Origin of the sequence: Gracilimonas sp., assembly GCF_035704785.1 — a bacterium.
Classification (GTDB): domain Bacteria; phylum Bacteroidota; class Rhodothermia; order Balneolales; family Balneolaceae; genus Gracilimonas.
The window spans coordinates 1-21,712 of the sequence record NZ_DASSWP010000079.1 but is presented as its reverse complement, the minus strand read 5'-3'; the positions used below and the strand labels follow the sequence as shown (position 1 = coordinate 21,712).

18 protein-coding genes are annotated in these 21,712 nt (G+C 38.0%); 12 read left to right on the top strand and 6 right to left on the bottom strand.

Translation table 11 applies throughout. The features are described 5' to 3' along the window. Window positions 1–22 precede the first annotated feature (22 nt). Window positions 23–1,588 (top strand): Na+/H+ antiporter NhaC family protein, encoded by a 1,566-nt coding sequence (locus VFM80_RS04545; RefSeq protein ID WP_395069999.1) that lies wholly within the window; start codon window positions 23–25, stop codon window positions 1,586–1,588. A 205-nt stretch (window positions 1,589–1,793) separates the two neighbouring features. Continuing rightward, the gene (locus VFM80_RS04540) at window positions 1,794–2,795 is read left to right on the top strand and encodes a sigma-54 interaction domain-containing protein (RefSeq protein ID WP_395069997.1); all 1,002 of its coding nucleotides are present in this window, start codon (window positions 1,794–1,796) and stop codon (window positions 2,793–2,795) included. 35 nt (window positions 2,796–2,830) lie between these two features. Here VFM80_RS04540 and VFM80_RS04535 read toward each other — a convergent pair whose 3' ends face one another. The 6 genes from VFM80_RS04535 to VFM80_RS04510 all read right to left on the bottom strand — a co-directional run bounded on the left by VFM80_RS04535 (window position 2,831) and on the right by VFM80_RS04510 (window position 9,869). Next, window positions 2,831–3,949, bottom strand: a complete 1,119-nt coding sequence (locus VFM80_RS04535) for a glycosyl hydrolase family 18 protein (protein ID WP_395069995.1) — start codon at window positions 3,947–3,949, stop codon at window positions 2,831–2,833. 117 nt (window positions 3,950–4,066) lie between these two features. Beyond that, a complete protein-coding gene (locus VFM80_RS04530) occupies window positions 4,067–5,293 on the bottom strand; it encodes a glycoside hydrolase family 18 protein (RefSeq protein ID WP_395069993.1) in 1,227 nt (408 codons plus the stop codon). Beyond that, window positions 5,290–7,227: a hypothetical protein gene (locus VFM80_RS04525; protein WP_395069991.1), complete on the bottom strand. Its 1,938-nt coding sequence runs from the start codon at window positions 7,225–7,227 to the stop codon at window positions 5,290–5,292. The genes VFM80_RS04530 and VFM80_RS04525 overlap by 4 nt, the downstream gene beginning before the upstream one ends. Window positions 7,228–7,235: 8 nt before the next feature. After that, a complete protein-coding gene (locus tag VFM80_RS04520) occupies window positions 7,236–8,177 on the bottom strand; it encodes a sigma 54-interacting transcriptional regulator (protein WP_395069989.1) in 942 nt (313 codons plus the stop codon). Window positions 8,178–8,185: 8 nt separating this feature from the next. Then, window positions 8,186–9,169 carry a hypothetical protein gene (locus VFM80_RS04515; protein WP_395069987.1) on the bottom strand — a complete coding sequence of 328 codons (984 nt, stop codon included), beginning with the start codon at window positions 9,167–9,169 and terminating at the stop codon, window positions 8,186–8,188. A gap of 1 nt (window position 9,170) precedes the next feature. Beyond that, window positions 9,171–9,869 (bottom strand): polysaccharide biosynthesis/export family protein, encoded by a 699-nt coding sequence (locus VFM80_RS04510; protein WP_395069985.1) that lies wholly within the window; start codon window positions 9,867–9,869, stop codon window positions 9,171–9,173. 461 nt (window positions 9,870–10,330) lie between these two features. Here VFM80_RS04510 and VFM80_RS04505 point away from each other — a divergent pair, with 461 nt between their 5' ends. The 10 genes from VFM80_RS04505 to VFM80_RS04460 form a co-directional block, all read left to right on the top strand. Then, the gene (locus VFM80_RS04505; RefSeq protein ID WP_395069983.1) at window positions 10,331–11,671 is read left to right on the top strand and encodes a GumC family protein; all 1,341 of its coding nucleotides are present in this window, start codon (window positions 10,331–10,333) and stop codon (window positions 11,669–11,671) included. 2 nt (window positions 11,672–11,673) lie between these two features. Next, a complete protein-coding gene (locus tag VFM80_RS04500) occupies window positions 11,674–12,384 on the top strand; it encodes a tyrosine-protein kinase family protein (RefSeq protein ID WP_395069981.1) in 711 nt (236 codons plus the stop codon). 180 nt (window positions 12,385–12,564) lie between these two features. Further along, window positions 12,565–14,127: an O-antigen ligase family protein gene (locus VFM80_RS04495; RefSeq protein WP_395069979.1), complete on the top strand. Its 1,563-nt coding sequence runs from the start codon at window positions 12,565–12,567 to the stop codon at window positions 14,125–14,127. Further along, window positions 14,120–14,887, top strand: coding sequence for a WecB/TagA/CpsF family glycosyltransferase (locus tag VFM80_RS04490; protein ID WP_395069977.1), 768 nt, complete (start codon window positions 14,120–14,122; stop codon window positions 14,885–14,887). Before VFM80_RS04495 ends, VFM80_RS04490 begins: the two co-directional genes overlap by 8 nt. Beyond that, window positions 14,888–16,402, top strand: a complete 1,515-nt coding sequence (locus tag VFM80_RS04485; RefSeq protein WP_395069975.1) for a flippase — start codon at window positions 14,888–14,890, stop codon at window positions 16,400–16,402. Beyond that, complete coding sequence (locus tag VFM80_RS04480; RefSeq protein WP_395069973.1) at window positions 16,399–17,637, top strand: glycosyltransferase; 1,239 nt, start codon at window positions 16,399–16,401, stop codon at window positions 17,635–17,637. The genes VFM80_RS04485 and VFM80_RS04480 overlap by 4 nt, the downstream gene beginning before the upstream one ends. Before the next feature lie 39 nt (window positions 17,638–17,676). Continuing rightward, window positions 17,677–19,053 (top strand): GNAT family N-acetyltransferase, encoded by a 1,377-nt coding sequence (locus VFM80_RS04475; RefSeq protein WP_395069971.1) that lies wholly within the window; start codon window positions 17,677–17,679, stop codon window positions 19,051–19,053. Window positions 19,054–19,079: 26 nt separating this feature from the next. After that, window positions 19,080–20,291 (top strand): ATP-grasp domain-containing protein, encoded by a 1,212-nt coding sequence (locus VFM80_RS04470; protein ID WP_395069969.1) that lies wholly within the window; start codon window positions 19,080–19,082, stop codon window positions 20,289–20,291. Between the two features lie 63 nt (window positions 20,292–20,354). Next, window positions 20,355–21,206 (top strand): polysaccharide deacetylase family protein, encoded by an 852-nt coding sequence (locus tag VFM80_RS04465; protein ID WP_395069967.1) that lies wholly within the window; start codon window positions 20,355–20,357, stop codon window positions 21,204–21,206. Then, the coding region (locus tag VFM80_RS04460) for an acyltransferase (protein WP_395069965.1) at window positions 21,193–21,712 on the top strand (520 nt) is incomplete at its 3' end. The genes VFM80_RS04465 and VFM80_RS04460, both read left to right, overlap by 14 nt.

Sequence of the window (21,712 nt, the reverse complement as noted above, 5' to 3'; positions counted from 1 at the left end):
AATAAGCAACCTATAAAAATCTATGAGCAATGACTTCGCCGGAACTAAAAAGAAATGGCAAGACCCTGAGACACGACGAAAAATTGGAGTGGGGGCGATATTTGCTCTAATTATAGCCGGGGTATACGCCGGAACCTATGAGTTATTTCCAGAGCAAAATGGTCACTATGGTTTTTGGTCTATTATGCCACCGTTGTTCGCTATTGTTTTAGCTTTCTATACACGGGAAGTGGTGAGTTCTCTTTTTATTGGTATCTGTCTGGGAGGAGTCATCTCAGGCCAGCTCAATATTGTTCAGGATTTTCTTATTCCTTCAGTAGGAACCGAGAGTTTTGCTCTGATCATTATTGTGTACTTATGGGCACTAGGTGGTTTGATCGGTATCTGGACCCGCACCGGTGGAGCCGAGAAATTTGCCGCATGGGCCAGTGAAAAAATGGTACGAGGACCTCAAACAGCAAAATTCTTTACGTGGATGATGGGACTCATTTTCCATCAGGGAGGAACAATCAGTACCGTTCTAACAGGAGCTACCGTACGGCCCATTGCAGATAAACACCGGGTATCTCATGAAGAATTAGCCTACATGGTAGATTCCACAGCTTCCCCTGCAGCAACACTTATCCCGTTTAACGTTTGGCCTTTCTATGTGGGTGGTTTGATCATCGGCACCTTACCCATGTTCGAAACTACGCAGGAAAGCATCGCATTTTTCTTTACCGCACTTCCTTATAACTTTTATGCCATCTTCGCCATTTTGATTACTCTTCTTTTTGCATGGGATAAATTTCCTTACGTTCCCGGAAAAAAAATGAGGGCTGCAATAAAACGGGCTCGTTCCGGAAATGGACTCGACCGTGAAGGCGCAACACCCATGGCCGCCGATGAACTTACGCAAAGCAAAATACCCGAAAACTATAACCCGGGATTAATTGATTTTTTTGGCCCCATTGGCACGCTGCTTGGCGTTGCCATCATTCCATATATCGTAACCCGGTTTTTCTTGAATATGGGAGAGAATGCAATTTTACTTATAGCCGAAGCTTTTATTCTGGCAGTATTGGTTGGCTTTGGAATTGCTCTTACAAAGGGGATGAAACTTCAGGAAGTAATTGACGGATTTATTGATGGTTGTAAGGGAGTAACCATTGGCGCCATAATTCTAGCACTGGCTGTAACCCTCAAAGAAGTAGCAGATGCTGTCGGAACCGCACCATATGTGGTTGACTTGGTAGGTGATGTTATCCCTCCATTTCTGCTGCCCGGCTTATTGATGATCTTATGTATGCTTATTGCATTTTCTACCGGCACATCATGGGGTACATATGCAGTAGTATTCCCCGTAGCTATCCCATTGGCATGGGCTGTAATACCCGATCCATTTTTCCTCACCCTCTGCTTCTCAGCAGTAATTGGCGGCTCCGTTTTTGGAGACCAATGTTCGCCCATTTCTGACACCACAATCCTCTCCTCACTCGCCACCGGTTGCGATCTGATGGACCACGTTCAGACTCAGTTCCCACTCGCAATTCTCGCCGGAACCCTTGCCGTCATTTCATATGCAGGAATGGTTATTTTCTTTGTGTGAACTTTCCAAATATCACCAATACTAAATATTAAAAAATTCTCATGTGACATTTCCTCAATTTGTTATACGTTCATCCACTGCGTTGGCAAACAGCTTTTGGGTAGCTGTTACGCATGAGTCAGAATAGTTTTAGGCTTTTTAAGTTTTGGGGAATTTTATATGGGTATAAGTACTATAGATAATACTTCTGTGTTTGGGAGATATTATGTCGAGCAATAATACTGCATGGATTACACAAAATCCGGAGGTCGAGGAGATCAAACGCAAAGCTTTGGTTATTGCAAAAGCTCGTGTTCCTGTTTTAATTACCGGAGAAAATGGAACCGGAAAAGAGGTTTTGGCTAACTTTATTCACAACAACTCTGCACCAAAAGAAGTAGTAGCAATAAAACCATTTGTTACTGTAAATTGTGGAGCTATTCCTGATGACCTGATAGAAAGCGAGCTCTTTGGATACGAACAGGGAGCTTTTACAGGAGCTGAAAAAACAAAAGAAGGAGCTTTCGAATTAGCGAATGGTGGAACACTTTTCTTAGATGAATTAGGAGAACTTTCCCCAAGAGCCCAAGTCAAGTTGCTTCGTGCTGTAGAATATCAAACTTTTCGGCGGCTGGGGGGGAAAGAAGAGGTAAAAGTAGACGTAAGAATAATTTCCGCCACTAATATCATCCTGCACGATTCTATAAAATCAGGTGATTTTAGAGAAGATCTCTTTTATCGTTTAAACGTAATTGAATTGTATGTGCCAGCTTTAAGGCATAGACGAGTGGATATTCCACTGCTTACAGACCATTTTTTAAAATTATTTTCTGAAAAATATGGTATTGAAAAGCTTTATATAGAAGAAGAGTGCATTAGAGCTCTCAAAAACTATAACTGGCCGGGAAATGTTAGAGAACTAAAAAATATCATAGAAAGGTGTGTAGTCTTATCTAATAACGGAAGAATCAATAAGGAAATACTTCCAAATCACATTTCTTCTCAATCTGCCCAACTATCTGAAAACAGGCAAACAAATTCAGAAAGTTCAGCAAACAGAAATTATATAGAGGTTGAGATAGGCACATCATTAGATGAAATCGAAAAGAAAGTTATTAGACAAACTCTGACTTCTGTTAACAATAATAAATCTGAAGCTGCCAATATATTGGGCTTTAGCAGAAAAACTCTACATAATAAATTACAAAAATACGATACCATCCATTAGGTAGTACCTTTTAGTTTTTTGTAGTTCAATGCGTGTTAGTTTCTGATCTTGTTTGCAATATGTGAGGTTAGACCTTCGGATCCGGTTATCTCCCAAACAATCATACCCCCTACACCTTTTGACCGTGCATAGTCAAACTTTGCATCGATAGTTTGCTCGTTATCAAAGCTTACAAACTGGTCGTCGGTGCCATACCATGCCGCCTGTGCCTGTTCATCCCACTGCGGGTTACTTGCAATACCCGGGAATTCATCCACCAGATCATCATAGCTGGTTTCTCCAAACCTCCGTGTGGCTCCGTCCGCATCTTGTTGCGGGGCATTCACTCCCGTCCACACATACCCGTACAGGTCAATGCCAAAACCTAGTTTTTCAAGGGGGATCCCGGCCTGGTGAAACCGGTTCACCAATTGCTCGATATTAGGATATTCAGTACCGGAGCCGGGAATTGTCACCACCTCACTTCCCCCGGATGGATTGTATACAGCGGAGTTGTGCCAGCTGTACCACCCCTGCCAGGCTCCGGAGAGATCGTAGCTCATAATATTGATCTGGTCAAAATGTTCGTGGGTAGCAGCAAAGGCGTCATCGGCTCCTGACATGGCAGCCCCGGTCATTATCGCATCCGGGAGCCGGTCACGAAGGTGCTGCATAAAAACCTGGAAGCTTTCGGGTTGAGGAGCGGGCTCAGGATCAATATCTGCCCCGTCAAATCCCCACTGCTCGACAAAATCAGCGATCCCGTTGGCAATGACTTCCGGTTGATTTTCAATGCACTCTGCGAAGGCTTCATTACCGGCGCCCCCGAAAGACATGATAGCGGGAACCCCATGGGTATTGGCATCCTCCACAAAAGCATTCAAGCGGTCGGGAGAGACATTTTCCCAGGCTTCAGCTTCATTGGGAGCACAAGTAGATCCTGAAATTGTTTGGGCAAAAAATATACCATGAGTGAAAGCATCCCAATTCAGTTCATCCCGTTGGGTATTCCCCCAATTTCCATGGCCTCCCACATTATAATTCCAACTGGCTACATAACCGGAAACCCACATACCAAGATCATCTTGATTACCTTTATCATCAGATTTTGAGTTGTTTATCGAACATTGGATAAAAATCAGAACAATAAAAATTGAGCTTATAATATATCGCATGGCATTAGTATTAAATTTCCTGTTAAAGACACCCAAGTTTATTACTACTGATATTGTAAATAAAATGTTCCCTAAAAAAAATAGTCCCATTTACTCTTAATATTTTTCTATTCAAAATTAATTAAACTGATTCAACTTAGTTTTAACGGCTTGAAGCAATACATCTTTTTTATTAGGATCTTCATTTTCCCTGAATCCCCCCGCAATTTCCCAAATTAGTAGTCCGCCCAGACCTTCGCTTCTAACAAAATCTATTTTTTCCTCTATTGAACGCACATTATCAAAAGAGACAAAAGTCTCTGGATCAGTTATACTTAAATACGGGACTCTTGCATCCTTATCCCATAAAGGGTTTTCTAAATCATACTTCTCAGCTAATTCAAAATATGGTGTCCCTCCATACCATGGAACAGTTGGGACGTTATTATTATCCCAGCCTTCTCTTGGGCTCGACACTCCACTCCATTCGTATCCGTAAAAACTTGCTGCTATTCCCAATTTTTTTCTTTCAATACCTGCAGTTAGATAGTCTTGCATTTTCAGTTCAATTGATGGGAGAGGGAAATTTCCGGACATAGGGAAAGTATGCCCCCCATTATACAGCGGTGTATTATGCCAGGTTACCCATCCTTGAAACGGCCGGCTCATGTTGTAAGTGGCGATATTTATTTGATCAAATTTTTCCTGAACCTGAGCATATATTTCAGCACTTCCTACCACAGAAGCTGTAAGTAATGGCTTATCTAAAATTGGAGTAGACACATCCTGAAGTGCAGCATGTAGCTGATTTACAAACTGTATTACACCATCCGCATCCGTAGCTTCAAGAGGCTGCATGTCCAAATCAATTCCATCGAACCCCCAGGTATTAACAAAATCCACTAAATTTTGTATAAAAAAATCTCTGTTGTCATCAGAAAAAGCGCTAACAAACTCATCCCTACTGTTAAAACCACCAATTGATATCAAAATAGGTTTATTATGTTGGTGTGCTGATTCAACAATCGAAATAACCCGATCAGGATTTACATTTTCATAGTCTATAACAGGCGGTAATGTGCCATCGGGATTAGGAAGCAAGTTAAAGTAAAATAGATGTGTGAATGCTTCCCAGTCAATATCTTCAGTATACAGATTCCCCCAGGTTTTCCCGTCAACGGTCCCATTCACACGATGATGCCATGAAGCAAGGTAAGCAGAAGCCCAGATCTCACCCGAATCTAAAGGATCTTTTTTAGGTTCATGAAAAAGGGAACATGAGGAGATTAAGGTCAAACCCAATGCAATAATTATTACATTCTTCACAACTGACCTAACATCTGAATAAAATCTATCTATCTTCATCCCGGAAATGCCATCTGTTCTGATACCAGAATATTATTAGCATAAGTAGTACTGTTTCCTGTAACAGACTCAAAATCAAGTTGAAATTTCAGAATCGGAATTTTTTTTCTATCTGAGAATCCTTTGATCCTTCTCATTACCTCAGGTTTTACTTTTTCGTCAGTCATTAAGATCATGTCAAACTTCTCTGAGTTGTAAAGCCTTTCTAATTTCCAATGCCCCCCAAAAACCTGAAACCCATTCAATAATGTTCCCTCTTTTTCATGATTTTCATCAATAAATCCAAGCACATTATACTTTTGATTTTTACTGGACATGAGCTGATCTAAAAGCATATTTCCAAAATTATTAGCTCCATATATCAGGACTTTTTTCTCTGCCCTGTTAGTTCTAAAAAATAAATACTTAAGTGCCTGGTATGATATCCTGAAACCAAGTATAAAAGTAAGCAGCAAGTAAAAATTCAGAATAAAAAATTGAATTAAGAATTCCGGGCCGGAATTAAAGAACATAATGAATACTGGAATAATAGCTGCTACAGCGTAACCTACATATTTAGCAATTTTAAGAGCATCACCTAACCCAATAACCTCGTACGAATCTCGATATAGACCGGATATCCAAAAAATAAACATTTGTAATGAGCAAACGGCAACCAATGCAATTTGAAACTGTTGAATATTAACTAAGTTTGAATTTGTCCATTGCACAACGAAGAAGGAAATCGTAAAAGCAGCCGATATAAAAAACAGATCAAAAAGACTCTTATAAACTGACCTGTTCAACCAAAACCGTTCATAGAATGGAAGAAAGATTCCATTATGCAAAACATCAATCTCTCTGTATTTGAGTTTTTTGATACCCATAAAAATAATTATAGCTGTAATTGCCAGAGCTATGATCGCTTTGTTATATGAATCTATAATTGTGATACTAAATGCAGATAAGGCAAAAACACTCGAGATTACATAAAGCAGAATAACGGTGTTGCGGTGTGTTAAACCATGCTGTAGCAGTTGATGATGGATATGGGATTTATCAGGCAAAAACATTTTATGAATTCGTCGTTTTATAGCCGGACTTTGAGGTGTATTCTCCAAAAAAGTACCTAAGAAACGCCTGAGCATAGCTATCAAAGTATCTGCTATTGGCAATCCAAGCACTAAAATTGGGAATAAGATCGAAAAACCTGTTGATACTTTATTGGAACTTTGAATTGATAAGACTGCAACAAGAAAGCCTAAAAGAAGACTGCCCGAATCTCCCAAAAAGATTTTTGCAGGATTGAAGTTATATCTTAAGAAACCAACTAAACTTCCTGCTAAAATAAGGGCAACATATGCATTGCCAATCTCTCCTGTAAGTGCTGAAACTGCAAAGATAGAAACGCAGGCAATAGTAGTAACCCCAGAGGCCAATCCATCTAATCCATCTATCAAGTTGATTGCATTTGTTATACCTACGATCCATAAAATGGTAAGGGGGTAATCTATGAGTTGTACATTGATCACGTATGGATTTAAAGGATTCATAACACTAGAAATTTTAACCCCTGCAAAATAGACCATACTTGCTATCAAGAATTGTAATCCAAATTTGATCCCTGGTTTCAGTGGCGTGATATCATCCCAGATCCCCAGAAAAAACACCAATGTCAGTGCAACAGAAACCATTATTACCTTTTGGTAGTGCTGCGCTATTTCGAGCTCCCCCATGTCAAAAAACAGAAAAGCTAATAAACTGCATATTGCAAGAGTAAGAAAAATAACCATTCCCCCTAATCTTGGGGTTATCTTCTGATGAACTTTTCTTTCGTCAGGCTCATCTATAGCGCCAATCACATAAGCAAATTTTATAACCCAAGGTGTAAGAATTATAGCAATAACTACCGGTGCTAGAAAGGCAATTATAAATTGAAAAATATGTGTACCCATAGCATTATTTATTTTTTTGAAATGATTCTCTTAAGAATGTTTTTAAACTCTAAAATTAATTCCCCATCCGTATCCTGCGTATCCTCAATTAAGCTCTTATTCAATAGTCCTCTCTTTGCATTTATGAAACTCCAGGATTTATTATTCTCAACTGAACAAGTATAAAATGATGACATCTCTATAGAAATGGGAAGATCTTCCGGTTGAATTATGTCTCCTTTAGTACTGTAATAGGCATGTGTGATAGCATTTTTAAGCTGCCTCACATTACCCGGCCAATCGTATGAGATGCATTTGTATAAAGCTTGGTCCGATATTTTTATGGTTTCCTCCGCAGAACCCTTATGGACGCCTTCTAAATGTTGACCGATAAATAGACTTACTAGTGGGGCAATATCCTCTCTATGTTCTCTTAGAGGAGGCACCATAATTGAGATCGGATTTAAAAGATCATATATATATGGCCATACAACATTATTCGAACCATTAGTTTCCCAATGCTTCTGGACGGTAAATATGTACCTTATCTTAGATTCTGATGCTGATTCCTGCAGCTTTATCAAGCTTGTAAGAAGCAGCAGTTGTTCTTCTGAATTAAGTTCTGAATAATTATCCACTATGACGGTCAAAGATCTATTTCGACCCAAAAATCCAAAGGTATTTGCTGTATCTTTGTCTGGCACATCATTCAAATCAGATAATTTCAATTGATCACAAGACAAATAACCGAAATCATGATCTAAGTTTTCATTTAAATGGCAAATTAGCCTGGCTACCCACTCTTTTCCTGTGCCCGGTTCACCACTAATGATCACATGAGAGTCTGTTTTCGACAATTCAATGATCTTGTTCAGAATATCGATCATCAAATTGCTTTCCATATTATTGAGTGCTGCCTCAAGTTCCGGACGAGATATCTTGTCACATTTTATTTCTTTAATGATGCTCATGCTGACCTTTATAGTTTTAAAACTAGCCCTATTTGATGGATTCTATCTTTTAAACTGGTACTTGGTGCAAGTGAATAATTCAAAGAGAGCCCGCCAAAATTAAAACCCACTCCAGTTGAAAAACCTGACTCTTCTGAGCCGGCCATATAGTTTTCAATACCATTTATATAGCCCACCCGCAATGCAATCACTTTATTAACCACATATTCTGAAGCGAGCCTGTAATAAATTTCTTCTACTTTTATCTTAGTTTCAGTAGAAGCGTAGAGTGTCAATACCCTTCTTTCGCCTTTCTCCGGAAAGTTAAGACTGGCACCATATTCGATACTCTCTTCCATATTCTTATGTACAAGTATGGTCCTTCCATTCCCAAGTTTGTTATACCCCAGACTATGACCTACTCCCTTAATAATCAGCGAATAGCTAAGTAAATCGGATGGTGAGTAAATTGCGCCAAAATCTATATTCACATTTTCTAAAGCATAATATTTATTCCATGCCGTAAAGGCTCTTCCCGTGGCACCTAAGCTAAAAACGGGACTGAATGAATAAGAATAGCTTAAGCTTAACTGAATTCTTTCCACCGAGGGTTGAAAGACCTCTACATCTCCCAGGTAATTAAGTTTATTCATCCCATTTCCCAGATATTGCATATTAACTGAGAAAGAATTCCTCCCACGGCCCATATTTTGAAAACCAAACTCAAGTGCATAAATATTATTGGTCCAGGAATGATGATTATTATATGTAACCGTTCTTTTGTCACTAAAAGAAAGTGAGGCAGGATTTAATAATGAACTTGAAAAATTTGATATATCAGACCCAGTAGCATTTCCTAAAGCAACATCCCGCGCACTTGAACTATTCGGGTATACTAATAAACTATATCCAAATTGAGCAAAACCATCACTGCTAAGTAGCAACATTATTATTGCAAAAACAGAAATTACCTTCCCAAAATGTTTCATAGACTTAATTCTAATCTTTTTCATTCTAGTTCACCGCTCTAAACAGACCAAATACCAAAACAGCATCTCTTAGAAAACCTGAAAACTCTCTGACAAAATTTTTCTCTCTTGGAACATAAACTATATCACCCGGGCCAACTTTTATAGCCGGGTTTAGCTGACCCATCTCAAGGTATTCATTCAGATTAATGGTAGAGTATTGAGGAGTAGCATCTCTGCGATATACTTTTATATATCTTAAATCTGCGTCCATTGATGGCCCGCCTGCCATCGACAATAATTCAAAAAGTGAGATCTTATCAACAACCGGAAAGTTCTGAGCTCTTGAAACTGCTCCGAAAACAGAAATTATGTTATCTCTTTGCGAAATTAGAGATATAGTTAGACGAATTTCTCCTGCAATATATCGACTTAATTTTTCTGTGAGTTCCCGGTCTAATTCTTCTTTTGTTTTCCCCGCCACTATAACCTCGCCGATTAAAGGTATTGCAACAGTTCCTTTACTGGTAACCACAGATCTTGTGTTGAAGTCTTCATTTTGCCAAACCAAGATCTCCAGTTCATCTCCAGGATTAATTACATCCGGGTCATAAATATTCTGCCCCTGGATTTCTTTTTGCGCTTCTAATTCTATTTTGTCCCCTGCTACTTTTTGAGATGAACTGCATCCAACAATAAATAAAAGTAAGCCTATGGCTATGATCTTAAACTGGCTTAATTGCACTTTTTTAAATTTAATTAGTGGTAAAACTTTATTTCTTTTGGTTACCTCTTCAATTAATGTGCCAAGTTCATTCTCTCTTGAATTTTTTTTACCAAACTGACTTGAATGATAAATAAAGCTCCATTTTTTTATTCTAAGTGAACTCTAAACACAAAAAAATCAGAGTGAGTAATATTTACCCACTCTGATTTTACACTGTGTAAATATTACATCAGATCATTAAACCCACTCCATGCCTTGACCAGGTTATCCAGTCTTTTAAAATCAAAACCCTATAAAACCCGCCTCTAAATTCAGTAAATGGCCATAAACATTACTTTCATTAGTATTTGAAAATTATCCAGGCCCATCTTCAAACATTAAAAATATTTAATAAATGGAAAGTTGGTCATTATGGTACGGCAATTGATATACCGACAACTCAACGTTAAAAGATATATCTAAAAATCGGGTTCAAGTATATGGGGCAAATTGAAAAAATTGTTCAGGATCTTAAAGAGATTGCAAAAAGAAGAAAACGTTTATTGATAGCCGTACCAATATTAATGTTGCTATTGGGAATTACAGCTTCTTATGTAATCACACCTAAATATCACTCTTCAATTTCAATACTCGTACAAAAAGAAGAGACACTAAACCCTCTCATTCTCTATGAAATGGCTGTTAATATGGCTTCCGAGGATCGCCTTAAGTCATTCAATAAAATCGTTTTCAGTCGTACCACTATTGAAATGCTTGTTGACACTTTGGATCTGGATAAAGACATCAAAACAAATATTGAGAAGCAACAACTGATCGAAAAAGTAAAAACGAATATCAGAACAACTTTTAGTGGCTCTGACTCTTTTGAGATTTACTATTTCGACTCTGATCCATACCGGGCTCAAAAAGGGGTAGGAATCATTGCAAATCATTTTATAAAAACAAGGCTGAATCTCGAAAATCAGAGAAATGAACAAACGGTTGTCTTTTTTGAAGATAAACTTGCTGAACTTGAAGAAGAAGTAAAAATAAGAAGAGAAAATATTCTATCCCTATCTAAACAGAGGTTACAACAAACTCCTAATGACAACACCGCTTTAAGAATTCAAATGCAGGGCCTTGATCGTGAAATTGACGAAATTGAAAATGAGATTGCAGGCTTAAAAAGAATCCAACGGAGCCTGAATGAAGTAAATCCTTCTGCACTTTCACCGGCTGCTATTGAAGACCTGCATAGTATCACCTTAATGGACCTGCCTTACTCTGATGAACTCAGATCGGTTCTCAGGGAATTTGATGCTCAGAAACAGATGTATACGATGGAGCATCCAAATATTCAATCTTTAGTAAAACAAATTGAAAACTTAACTATGCGGATGCCTCCTGCTGTTCAAACAGAGCTGGAATTCACAGAAACCAAAAAGCAGGACATGGAAGAACAACGAGCATTCATTCTTTCAAACTTAGAAGAAGCTGTAGTTGCCAATCGAATTGACGAGGGTACTGAAAGTGACTATGGGATTTATCGTAAACTCTATAACGAAATGAAGGTGAAACTTGAACAGGCAAAAACCACCAGGGATCTTGGAAGAAAAGCAGCGGATCAATTCATAGTTATAGACCCCCCTTACTTTCCCGAAAAACCAACTTCACCCAACAGGCCGCTAATTATAATCGGAAGTCTTTTTATCGGATTCTTCTTGGCTTCTTTTGCAATTGTAGTGGCTGAGGTTTTTGATACAACAATTCGCAAGGAAGAAGACGTTATACATTACAATAAACCTGTAATTGCATTCATCACTGACGGAAAAAGCTATTAATCATGTCTGATCATATAGAAAATAAAAGTTTAGAAAGGGTAAAAAAGTCGATCTGGAAACCGGATCATAGTCTTATGCCCATTACAATAGATGAAAACCGTTCTACATACGTAGACTCGAGCATAGTTCACCAAAAATATTATAATAATTTCAACTATTCTAAACTTCCGCAAGAATATAAAAAACCAAATCTTACACTTGGCGTAACCAGTGCAAGAAGCGGAGAAGGAAAAACCCATATTGCGGCCAATCTTGCCACCTCATTTGCAGTAGGTTATCAAAAGAATACTGTCCTGATAGACCTAAATATTAAGAATCCCTCTATTCATAAAATTTTTGATATTGATCCCAAGCCTGGATTATCAGAAGCTTTAAAAAATAAAGAGATCAGGCTTGTTCAGTCTTCACATGATCACCTGTTTTTATTGCCTATCGGTGATGTTAATGATTACTCGCTTGGATTGAGTGATATTCTCGCTGTCAGAGATATGATCTGTACCTTGGAAGAGCAATTCGATTTTGTAGTAGTGGACATGTCTCCTATTCTGCCTATTACAGACTTTCCTGTCCTTTTTGCCAATGAAGTTGATGGCCTGATTACGGTAATTGATACCACACGTACAAAGCATTCAGATGTAAATGAGATTTTCCGGCATATTAATAAAGATCAGGTGACAGGATTCATCTTCAATCGGATGGAGGTAGCCAAGTGATTATTCTGATCGGAATGATAGCATTTCATATGCTGACTATTTTCAGTGCCCGGTATTTTAAAAAATTATCGGCAGGTGCTATATCCGTTATTATAATTCTATCTGTATTCATAACGGCTTGGATACTTTTTGGCATGTATACCATGGAAAAACCTGATACCACTGATCAATTCTACTAAAATGGAACTGATTAAGAACATATACTCAAACGGGCTTTTCAATCAGCTTTTATATCGTCCACTTGGATTAAATAAAAACTCAGCCCCATCCATTTGGATCACAGCAGCTGCTTTGGCTTTTGTCTATTTGATGCTCCTTCTTACCGATGGCAACATCATAGCGTCGGGCATGGCACTTCTGCCTTTTATGCTCGTTATAATTACGATCTATAAAATTGAGTATAGCTTCTATATTCTTCTATTCTGTGTATTGTTTTTTGATCAGTTTGGCATTCCCGGGTTTGAGCCTTTTACCTACACTACAGATTATTTTCGCAATCTTAAAGAAATCAGTTATTTACCATATATACCTGCAGGTGTTGTAAATCCTATTGAGCTTCATTTAATGTTAATGCTTGGGATTTGGTTTTTCTCTCTCCCTCTTAAAAGAAATCTAAGCTTTAGTGGGATACCGGTTTGGCCGGCTTTCACTCTTTTTCTAATCACCTTCATTTACTCTTTTGTAATGGGTATCAGAACAGGTGAATTTCTTGTAGCCCTTTGGGAAGTACGGGCATTATTCTATCTCTGCTTTATGTACTTGTTTGTGCCACAGATCATTACAACCAAAAAGCAGATAAAAGTTGTGGTATGGGTCAGCATTATTTGTATCACCCTAAAAGCCCTCCAGGCCGTTCATCGTTTTATTGCTTTAGGGTTTTCAACAGCCGGTTTCCAAACACTTACAAATCATGAAGATCCGGTTTTTGCATCAACAATATTCATATTTGCTATAGGCCTGGTAATTTTTGGTCTTAAAGGAAAAGAAAAATGGCTGGTATTACTTTTTTGTATTCCACTGATTCTTGGCTTTTATGTTGGTTTAAGGAGAGCAGCTTATGCCGGCTTGATCATCTCCATCGCAACATTCTTTGTCCTGCTCCCAACTTCTGAACAGATCCGGTTTGTAAAAAAAGGGCTTCCATATATTTGTCTTGCTCTTATCTATGTTGGGATATTTTGGAACTTCAGTAATTCCAGGTTTGCCGGACCAGTCAACCTCATAAAAAGTGGTTTAGTAAAACCTGATAAAGAGACTAATTACCAGGATTACTACTCTAATCTATACCGCGATTTTGAAGATTATAATTTAGCTATAACCATAAGACGTAACCCGGTCACAGGTATAGGATTTGGCAATAAATATGATATGCCCCTTAAGCTGGCCAATATCTCATTTCCATTACGAGATTACATTCCCCATAATGAGATCTTTTGGTATCTGATAAAAACAGGTGGAGTAGGTTTTCTAATGTTTTGGATCTTTTTCAACTCATTTGCTTTTCGGGGGACACAAATATTACACCAACTCAAAGATCCATATTTAAAAGCAGTTTGTGCCATGGTTACCATAGCAGTCATCAATCAGATGGTTGTGTCCTACTTTGACCTGCAACTTACCTATTACCGAAACATGATCTATCTGGGGACATTAATGGGATTATTACCGGCACTTAAGGCAATTGCACAAGAAGATGAAGAAGCACGTGCAATTTCAGAATCAATTGATAATAACTATGAATAGCAACAAAATAGAATCAAGTTACTTTTTGGGAGTACGAGTAGACCGCTTAGATACTGAAACAGCCAAAGATGAAGTACGAAAACTGGTCAGAAAAAGAGACGGGATTATGAAACCCGTTTATTTCGCAAATGTACACAGCATCTTTCTGGCACTTCAGGATCATCAGCTTATGGAGCAACTCAATTATGCTGCTTTAACACTTCCTGATGGTAGTGGTTTAAACTGGGCAGGCAAGATATTGGGTAATCCAATTGTAGAGAATCTAAATGGGACAGATTTTACTCCTAAAATACTCGAGATGGCTGAACACGAAAATTGGTCAGTTTACCTCTTAGGAGCTGAAGAACATGTCATTAATAAAACTGCTCAAGTGGTCCAACTGCAATTCCCCAAACTAAATATAGCAGGGTATCACCATGGTTATTTTTTGGGCCAAAAAGAGCAAAAGGTCATAGATGATATTAACAGTAAAAGCCCGGATTTACTTTTAGTCGGCCTGGGTTCTCCCATACAAGAACGTTGGATCTGGGAAAATCGGGACAAGCTAAATGTAGGAGCTGGCTTTGCGATCGGTGGTTTATTCGATTTTATGTCCGGAGAATTTCCCCGGGCTCCATTATGGATGAGAAAATTAGGGATTGAATGGATGTACCGCTTTCTAAATGATCCAGGTAATAAATGGAAAAGGATCTTTATAGAGATTCCCCTGTTTATTCCACTCATAATAATGGCTCAATTGATTCCTAATAAAGTTAAATAGATGTCAAAAAACAACGAATATAATGAAATTCAGGAGTCGATAACCCGTAACACAAGTGTTATGATGGGTGCTCAGATCGTAACCTGGGCTTCAAGCTTTATCCTGTTAATGTATTTACCCAAATATTTGGGAAGTGATAACTACGGAAAATTATTCATTGCCTTATCAATTTCCATGATGATCGAAGTGCTTATTGATTTTGGAGGGGGATATTTAATACCCAAAGAGGTATCGCGTACAAAATCAAAGACCGCTCAGGTTCTTTCTAACTTTGGTGTAGTGCGTTTTGTCATTTGGCTTGTTGCCATGATCTTTTTGATTGTCTTTTCCTATATAGCAGGATACCCTCCGATAACTCAACTTCTTATTATAATTTTAGGATTTTCAAGATTATGGGAAGGAGCTAAACGAGTACTTAGAAGTGGATTTCAGGGACATGAGCGTATGGAATATCCTTCTATTGCCGCTATTGCTGAACGAGTATTCATATCAGCTTTAGTGGTGAGTGCTCTGCTAATGGGCTTTGGACCGGTTGCTGTTGCTCTCATCATGGCAGCCGGTGTTTTGATAAACTTAATTGTTTTACTGCTCTATTCTCCAAAGATCGTTGATCACTTTCCTAAAGTTGAATGGGGAGAGACCGCTTCGATGATTCAGGTTAGCATTCCGTATTTCTTGTGGTCACTTTTTTCAATTATTTATTACCGGGTTGATGCAATCATGCTTTCACTCTTGACCAGTGATTCTGTTGTAGGATGGTATGGCGCCTCTTATCGTTTCTTTGATATAGTAATGGTATTTCCCAGCATTTTCACGACCGTTGTGTTCCCCATATTTGCACGCTTGTGGGTAGAACAGAAGAATCAGCTTTATGTAACTTTTCAGAAGAGTGTGAAATTTATGGCGCTACTCGCATTTCCTGTAGCTGCCGGCATACTATTTTATAGTACAGATATTGTAGAATTATTCTTTGGGATAGAAGAATATCAACCCTCAATTATCATTCTCCAGATCTTTGCCATAAGCATTCCTTTAGTATACATAGACTTTATTCTGGGAAGCACCATCTTGGCCACAGATAAACAAAAAAAATGGGCTTTCGTTGGACTTGCAGCTATTTTCATTAATGTCATTTTAAATTTTTATCTCATCCCATTTTCTCAGGCACAATTTGGAAATGGAGGTATTGGAGCTGCAATAAGCACCTTCGGTACAGAAGCATTTATTTTACTTTTTGCACTATTAATGCTGCCTGAGAATTATACAAAAGCCCTCAAATTTAGCTACTTCTCAACATTATCAGTCTCCATCATCATAATGGTTGCGGTGATGTGGGGTGGATACTTTTTGAACATTCCCTGGATTATAGCCGCCATACTTGCAGCAATAACTTATCTGCTTTGCATCTTAAATCTCGGTGTACTCGAAGAGAAAGAAAGAACTTTTGTTCTGAGCTACATTAGCCCGGAATCACTAAAAAAATATCTAACCAAAAGGTCTGAGACTACAATATGAAAATACTGCATATAATACCCTACATCCCCGCTCCACCTACTTTTGGTGGTGCTCTAAGAGTGTATCATCTTTTAAAACATAACTATGAAAATCATGATCTGACAGTGGCCGGATTCTTTGATGAAGGAAATCTACAATCACTTCAGGAATCTTTTCCGGGAATCAAACACAAAATGTTCTTTACCGACCGTCCTTTTAAAGATAAGTTTAAGCGTTTGATACAAACATATTCTTTGTTTACCAAGCATAGTAACTGGTATATCAGAACTCAATCAAATACGCTCCAGCAAATGATCGATGATCTGGTTGAGCAAGATGATTTTGACCTGATACAGTTCGAATTCCCACCTTTATGTCAGCTAGATATTAAATCTGATGCAAAAACCATACTTGATGCACATAATGTTGAGTATGACAATTTCTTCAGAATGTACCAGCTGGAAAAGTCTCCTATTAGAAAATACTTTTACAAGCGAGAGTATGAAAAGTTCAAGATCGAGGAAATTAGCCTTGCTTCTGAAAGGGATGCCATTTTTACTACAAGTGAACGTGATAAAGGTATTTTTCAAGAACACTTACCTGGAAAACCTATCCATGTTATCCCAAATGGAGTAGATACTGATTTCTTTAGTCCTTCTCAGAAAGAGGTTGAGCCCAATACATTGGTATTTACCGGTATGATGGGCTATGTCCCTAACTTTGATGGAATAAACTACTTTATTGATTCTATACTGCCCCTCATACGTAAACAAATTCCTGACGTCAAATTATACGTTGTTGGTAAAAACCCGGCTCAAAGTGTTAAAGACCGTGCTTCAGACAATATTATTGTGACCGGTTTTGTCGATGATGTCCGCCCCTATGTATATCGTTCAGGAGTATATGTGGTGCCGCTGAGGATGGGTGGTGGAACCCGCCTTAAAGTCCTTGAAGCGCTTTCAATGAAGAAGCCTGTGGTAACCACAAGTATCGGCTGTGAAGGTATCGACGTGGTCCATAATGAGCACGTTCTAGTTGCTGATGAAGAAAAAGAATTTGCCGAAAGTGTGATCAAGCTACTTAAGGATAATACAGAGGTAAAAAGACTAACAGATAACGGATACGATCTTATACAGAACCATTACGAATGGAAGGCCATTGGCCAAAAAATGGACGATGCTTTTAATTCCATTTTAAGTAAGTGGAATTTAAAAGAGCCCAAAATGCCCATGTCCAAAATCAAACAGATCCATTAAACAAATAAGTAGTAATTCAAATAAGAGAATTCTTATAAAATGACACAATCAACATCCATCCAAAAAGCATTACTTCGAAATGGAAGAACCTCAGATTCAGCGGAAGTTGAATATAATGGTCACAATCTTGATTCTATTTTAACATCTCTTTCTATAGATATACTCGAAACCGAAGAAGGATTTAAAAACCTTGAATCTGAATGGGATAAGCTTCTCACCAAAACTGAGGGCACAATTTATTCAAGTTTTGACTGGCTTTTTGGTTGGTGGAAATATTTTGGTGAACACACAAAACGTAGCATTCACATTATCACTATCAGAAATAATAGTCAGCTTATTTGTGTTGCTCCTTTTTATGTAGGGACATCTTCACTAATGGGTATCACATTGCAGCGCCGGCTTAAACTTATGGGGGATGGAACTTCACATAATGAAACTTTAGGCTTTCGCGATAATTATGGCCGTAGTGATTTTCTGGATATTATTTGTGATCCCGAATTTGAAGACGTAACCGCACAGCTGCTTTTTTCAGTTTTTAATGATCAAACTTATACCAACTCTTACGATTATTTGGAATGTATTCACATCAATGACCGTAGTTTTGTAAAAAGAAAACTCATTCCCATGTTTAGAAAGAATAAAACCTCATTCTTTCTAAATGAATCTGATATCTGTCCCAGTATTCCATTCAAAAATACCTTTGATGATTACCTGTATGAAGTTAGTTCCAATACACGGAGAAGGCTACGGCAGTCTCTAAAAGCAATTGGAAAAGAAGAAGGCTTTGTAGTGCAGGATGTAGATAATGAGAAAGAGCTGATAAAGAACTTTGGTATTCTCCGTGATATGCATCAGGAAAGATGGAACAGTGCCGGTTATCCCGGAGCTTTCTTTGATGAAAGATTTGAAAAATTCTTGCTGGAGTTCCTTAAAAAAGCACACAAGAAAGATCGTATTTGGTTCAAAATAGCTAAAGATAAAGACGGGTACTGTGCCACTCGCATAGCGCTCAAGTTTGGTAAAAAATATTTCGACTACATGTCCGGATTTAAATATGACGCTCCTTCAGCAAAATATCGCCCGGCGATTGGACTGCTTACTTTGATGATCAAAGATGGCACAGAACAAGGGGATAAAACTGTAGAACTGCTTAGAGGCGATGAAGAGTACAAATTTGACCTGACTTCCACATCATTTAAAAATTGGAAATGGACGGTTCCTTTCCGCATCCAGAAAAGCATTCTTTACAAAATAAAAGCATCATTCATAAACATTCTCTCTTATTCATATTTCCTATTAAACAAGGAAAGGAACCTGTTAATGGTCCAAAAGAAATTGCATGGAAATGTAAAAATGATGTTCAAATATATGATCACGAGATCAAGATTTATTAAACAAAAATTTGAGACTGATTAAAATCTAAACGTCAACCGGTGATAACCATGAATACAAAAAATAATTTACCCCCCGTCCTCGCTTGTAGTGAAATAGGTGTTGTTCAATGCCTGGGAAAAGCCGGTATTCCGGTTCATTCCGGAAGTTTTTTTAATGACAACCCCGCACTCTATTCAAAATATGTAAGTAGACGAGTTCCTTTCAGTACATATACCTCAGAAAAATTCATTGATGAATTATGCGAGTATGGTAAAAGCATAGATCAAAAAGCAGTATTTATAAGTGACGACGACCGCGCCATTTTACTTTTTTCGGAACACAGAGAACGGCTGGAACCATACTTCCATTTTTTGATGCCTGAGAAAAAAATGGTTGAGGGTGTATTGGATAAAAGAAAATTCTGCAACCTTTCTAGAGAGTATGGACTCCCTTCACCTGTATCTTTCTTCTTTTCAACAGAAAAAGAATATGAAGAGATCAAAAATGATATTCCATTTCCCTGCATCATAAAACCGGCCTTCAAACAAGATTGGTGGGATTCTAGTTTTTTGGAAATTGTAGGTGAATACAAAAAAGCCTATACCTTGAATAACCTAAAAGAGCTGGATGAACTATATGCCAAATTAAAAAGGGTATCCCCAAGAGCAATTATTCAGGAATTCATTCCTGGTGATGATGACCATTTATATTCCCTGAACATGTATGTGAACAAAGACGGAGAATTAAAAGGAATTTATATTGCCCAAAAGAGAAGAATATATCCTATTGGTGCAGGTACCGGTTGCTATGTTGTAACTGTACATGAAGAAGAGATCGTAAAGCAAACGATCAATATGGTTAAAAAACTAAACTTCAAAGGATTGGTAAACGTCCAGTTCAAGAAACATTCCGTAACCGGTGAACCTAAGATCATGGAGATACATGTACGTAACAGCTTTTGGAATTATTTAGGAGCGGCTGCAGGAATGAACTTAGCTGCTCTATACTATAAAGACCTTACTGGATCAGATATTAATTATACCTCACCTGAGACCCCTGTTAGTTATAAAAAAAATGTTGCCTTTATGGATCTGGGAAAAGATATCAAAGCATTCCTTCAGTACAAAAGGGCAGGACAACTAACATTTCGGGATTGGGCAAGTACCTATAAGGGGGATTTTGTGACAGGGGGAAATCTGGTCAATGACCCATTGCCAATTATCAAGAACATCGAATTTATACTTAAGAGAAAGATCGCACCAAATTCGATAAACCATTGAATTCAAATGTCATTTTAGGGGTATGGCATATTTCAGAATTATAAAAATAATAAACAATACGTTATGGAAAATTTAACTATCAAAGATCAGGTAAATAAAGAGACCATTAAAATAATGGATAATATTTCGGGACAAGCAGACAAACGCCTTCAGGATATCAAAGTTCTTATGTACCACCGGTTAATTGATTCAGTGGAAGCAAAATCAAACTTTCATTGGACTACGGTAACTCAAAAAGACTTTATTGATCATCTCAAGGTTTTAGAAAGTTTCAATTATACACCTATCACATTTAATGATCTGAGACTGCACTTGCTTCAGGAGATCGAGTTGCCAAAAAAACCGGTGATCATCACTTTTGATGATGGCTATAAAGACTTTTACGAACTTGGTTATCCTGTACTCAAAGAGTTTGGGATGAGGGCTGTGATTTTCGCACTCGGAGACCGAAGTATTACAGAAAATATATGGGACGATTCCAAAGTTATTCCCCGAGCACCACTAATGAACGACCGTGAGTTGCAAGAACTCCACAGTGAAGGATTTGAAATCGGGGCGCACTCTTGTACACACCGTAAATTAACTGAATTGGATGATGAAAAACTTCATGAAGAGATTTTCAAATCGAAAAAGAACCTTGAATCTGTATTGAACAGTAAAGTGTATAGCTTTTGCTACCCATATGGGCTGGAAAATGAGAAAGTACAAAACGCGGTGAGAGAAGCTAGATTCACTTTTGGATGTACCGTTTATAATGGTCCACTACGCTTTGGAGATTCTCTATATAACATTCACAGGGTTACAATTAAGAATGGCATGGGAGCACTTAGTTTTGGTTTACGGATGCTAACACCTTTTGAATATGTAGAAGTAAGCGGATCAAAAATAAAAAGAAGAATTATTGAACAACACTAACCCGAATCAATATTTAAAAAAATATAGATCCGGTAAGATTAAACTGGAGCAGGAGATGTCTGATCATTCCATAGAGTCAAAAATAACATTTGCAACCAAGCTTTCTAAAAAGCTAAAGGGCAGTAATAACTGGCTGTTTAGCCGTATTGGTAAAAGCTTAAGTAGAGACAAAGATTATCCACTTGGATATCTGATCAAAAAAGGGATCTCATTTTTCTTCAGGATGCTTTTATCTCGTCTATACCTACGGAAAACCAACCGCTTTGGAAAGCATCCCAGGGTGGAAAAAAAGCCCTATTTAGTAAATTTGGGTGAAATGTATATAGGGGATAATGTTAATATCTGTTCAAGAAGCGTACCCTGTGACCTCGTTTCCTACCCGGGCGGAACCCTCGATATCGGGGATGATGTGTTTGTGAATTTTGGCACTACCATTTGTGCACAAAATAAAATCCGGATTGGCAACAATGTTAAAATTGGGCCTTACTGTATGATCCATGATACCG

What these genes read in the sequence shown, in the direction of transcription:
- VFM80_RS04545 (WP_395069999.1), top strand. Translation starts at nt 23, where the DNA reads ATGAGCAATGACTTCGCCGGAACTAAAAAGAAATGGCAAGACCCTGAG.
- VFM80_RS04540 (WP_395069997.1), top strand. Translation starts at nt 1,794, where the DNA reads ATGTCGAGCAATAATACTGCATGGATTACACAAAATCCGGAGGTCGAG.
- VFM80_RS04535 (WP_395069995.1), bottom strand. Translation starts at nt 3,949, where the DNA reads ATGCGATATATTATAAGCTCAATTTTTATTGTTCTGATTTTTATCCAA.
- VFM80_RS04530 (WP_395069993.1), bottom strand. Translation starts at nt 5,293, where the DNA reads ATGAAGATAGATAGATTTTATTCAGATGTTAGGTCAGTTGTGAAGAAT.
- VFM80_RS04525 (WP_395069991.1), bottom strand. Translation starts at nt 7,227, where the DNA reads ATGGGTACACATATTTTTCAATTTATAATTGCCTTTCTAGCACCGGTA.
- VFM80_RS04520 (WP_395069989.1), bottom strand. Translation starts at nt 8,177, where the DNA reads ATGAGCATCATTAAAGAAATAAAATGTGACAAGATATCTCGTCCGGAA.
- VFM80_RS04515 (WP_395069987.1), bottom strand. Translation starts at nt 9,169, where the DNA reads ATGAAAAAGATTAGAATTAAGTCTATGAAACATTTTGGGAAGGTAATT.
- VFM80_RS04505 (WP_395069983.1), top strand. Translation starts at nt 10,331, where the DNA reads ATGGGGCAAATTGAAAAAATTGTTCAGGATCTTAAAGAGATTGCAAAA.
- VFM80_RS04500 (WP_395069981.1), top strand. Translation starts at nt 11,674, where the DNA reads ATGTCTGATCATATAGAAAATAAAAGTTTAGAAAGGGTAAAAAAGTCG.
- VFM80_RS04495 (WP_395069979.1), top strand. Translation starts at nt 12,565, where the DNA reads ATGGAACTGATTAAGAACATATACTCAAACGGGCTTTTCAATCAGCTT.
- VFM80_RS04490 (WP_395069977.1), top strand. Translation starts at nt 14,120, where the DNA reads ATGAATAGCAACAAAATAGAATCAAGTTACTTTTTGGGAGTACGAGTA.
- VFM80_RS04485 (WP_395069975.1), top strand. Translation starts at nt 14,888, where the DNA reads ATGTCAAAAAACAACGAATATAATGAAATTCAGGAGTCGATAACCCGT.
- VFM80_RS04480 (WP_395069973.1), top strand. Translation starts at nt 16,399, where the DNA reads ATGAAAATACTGCATATAATACCCTACATCCCCGCTCCACCTACTTTT.
- VFM80_RS04475 (WP_395069971.1), top strand. Translation starts at nt 17,677, where the DNA reads ATGACACAATCAACATCCATCCAAAAAGCATTACTTCGAAATGGAAGA.
- VFM80_RS04470 (WP_395069969.1), top strand. Translation starts at nt 19,080, where the DNA reads ATGAATACAAAAAATAATTTACCCCCCGTCCTCGCTTGTAGTGAAATA.
- VFM80_RS04465 (WP_395069967.1), top strand. Translation starts at nt 20,355, where the DNA reads ATGGAAAATTTAACTATCAAAGATCAGGTAAATAAAGAGACCATTAAA.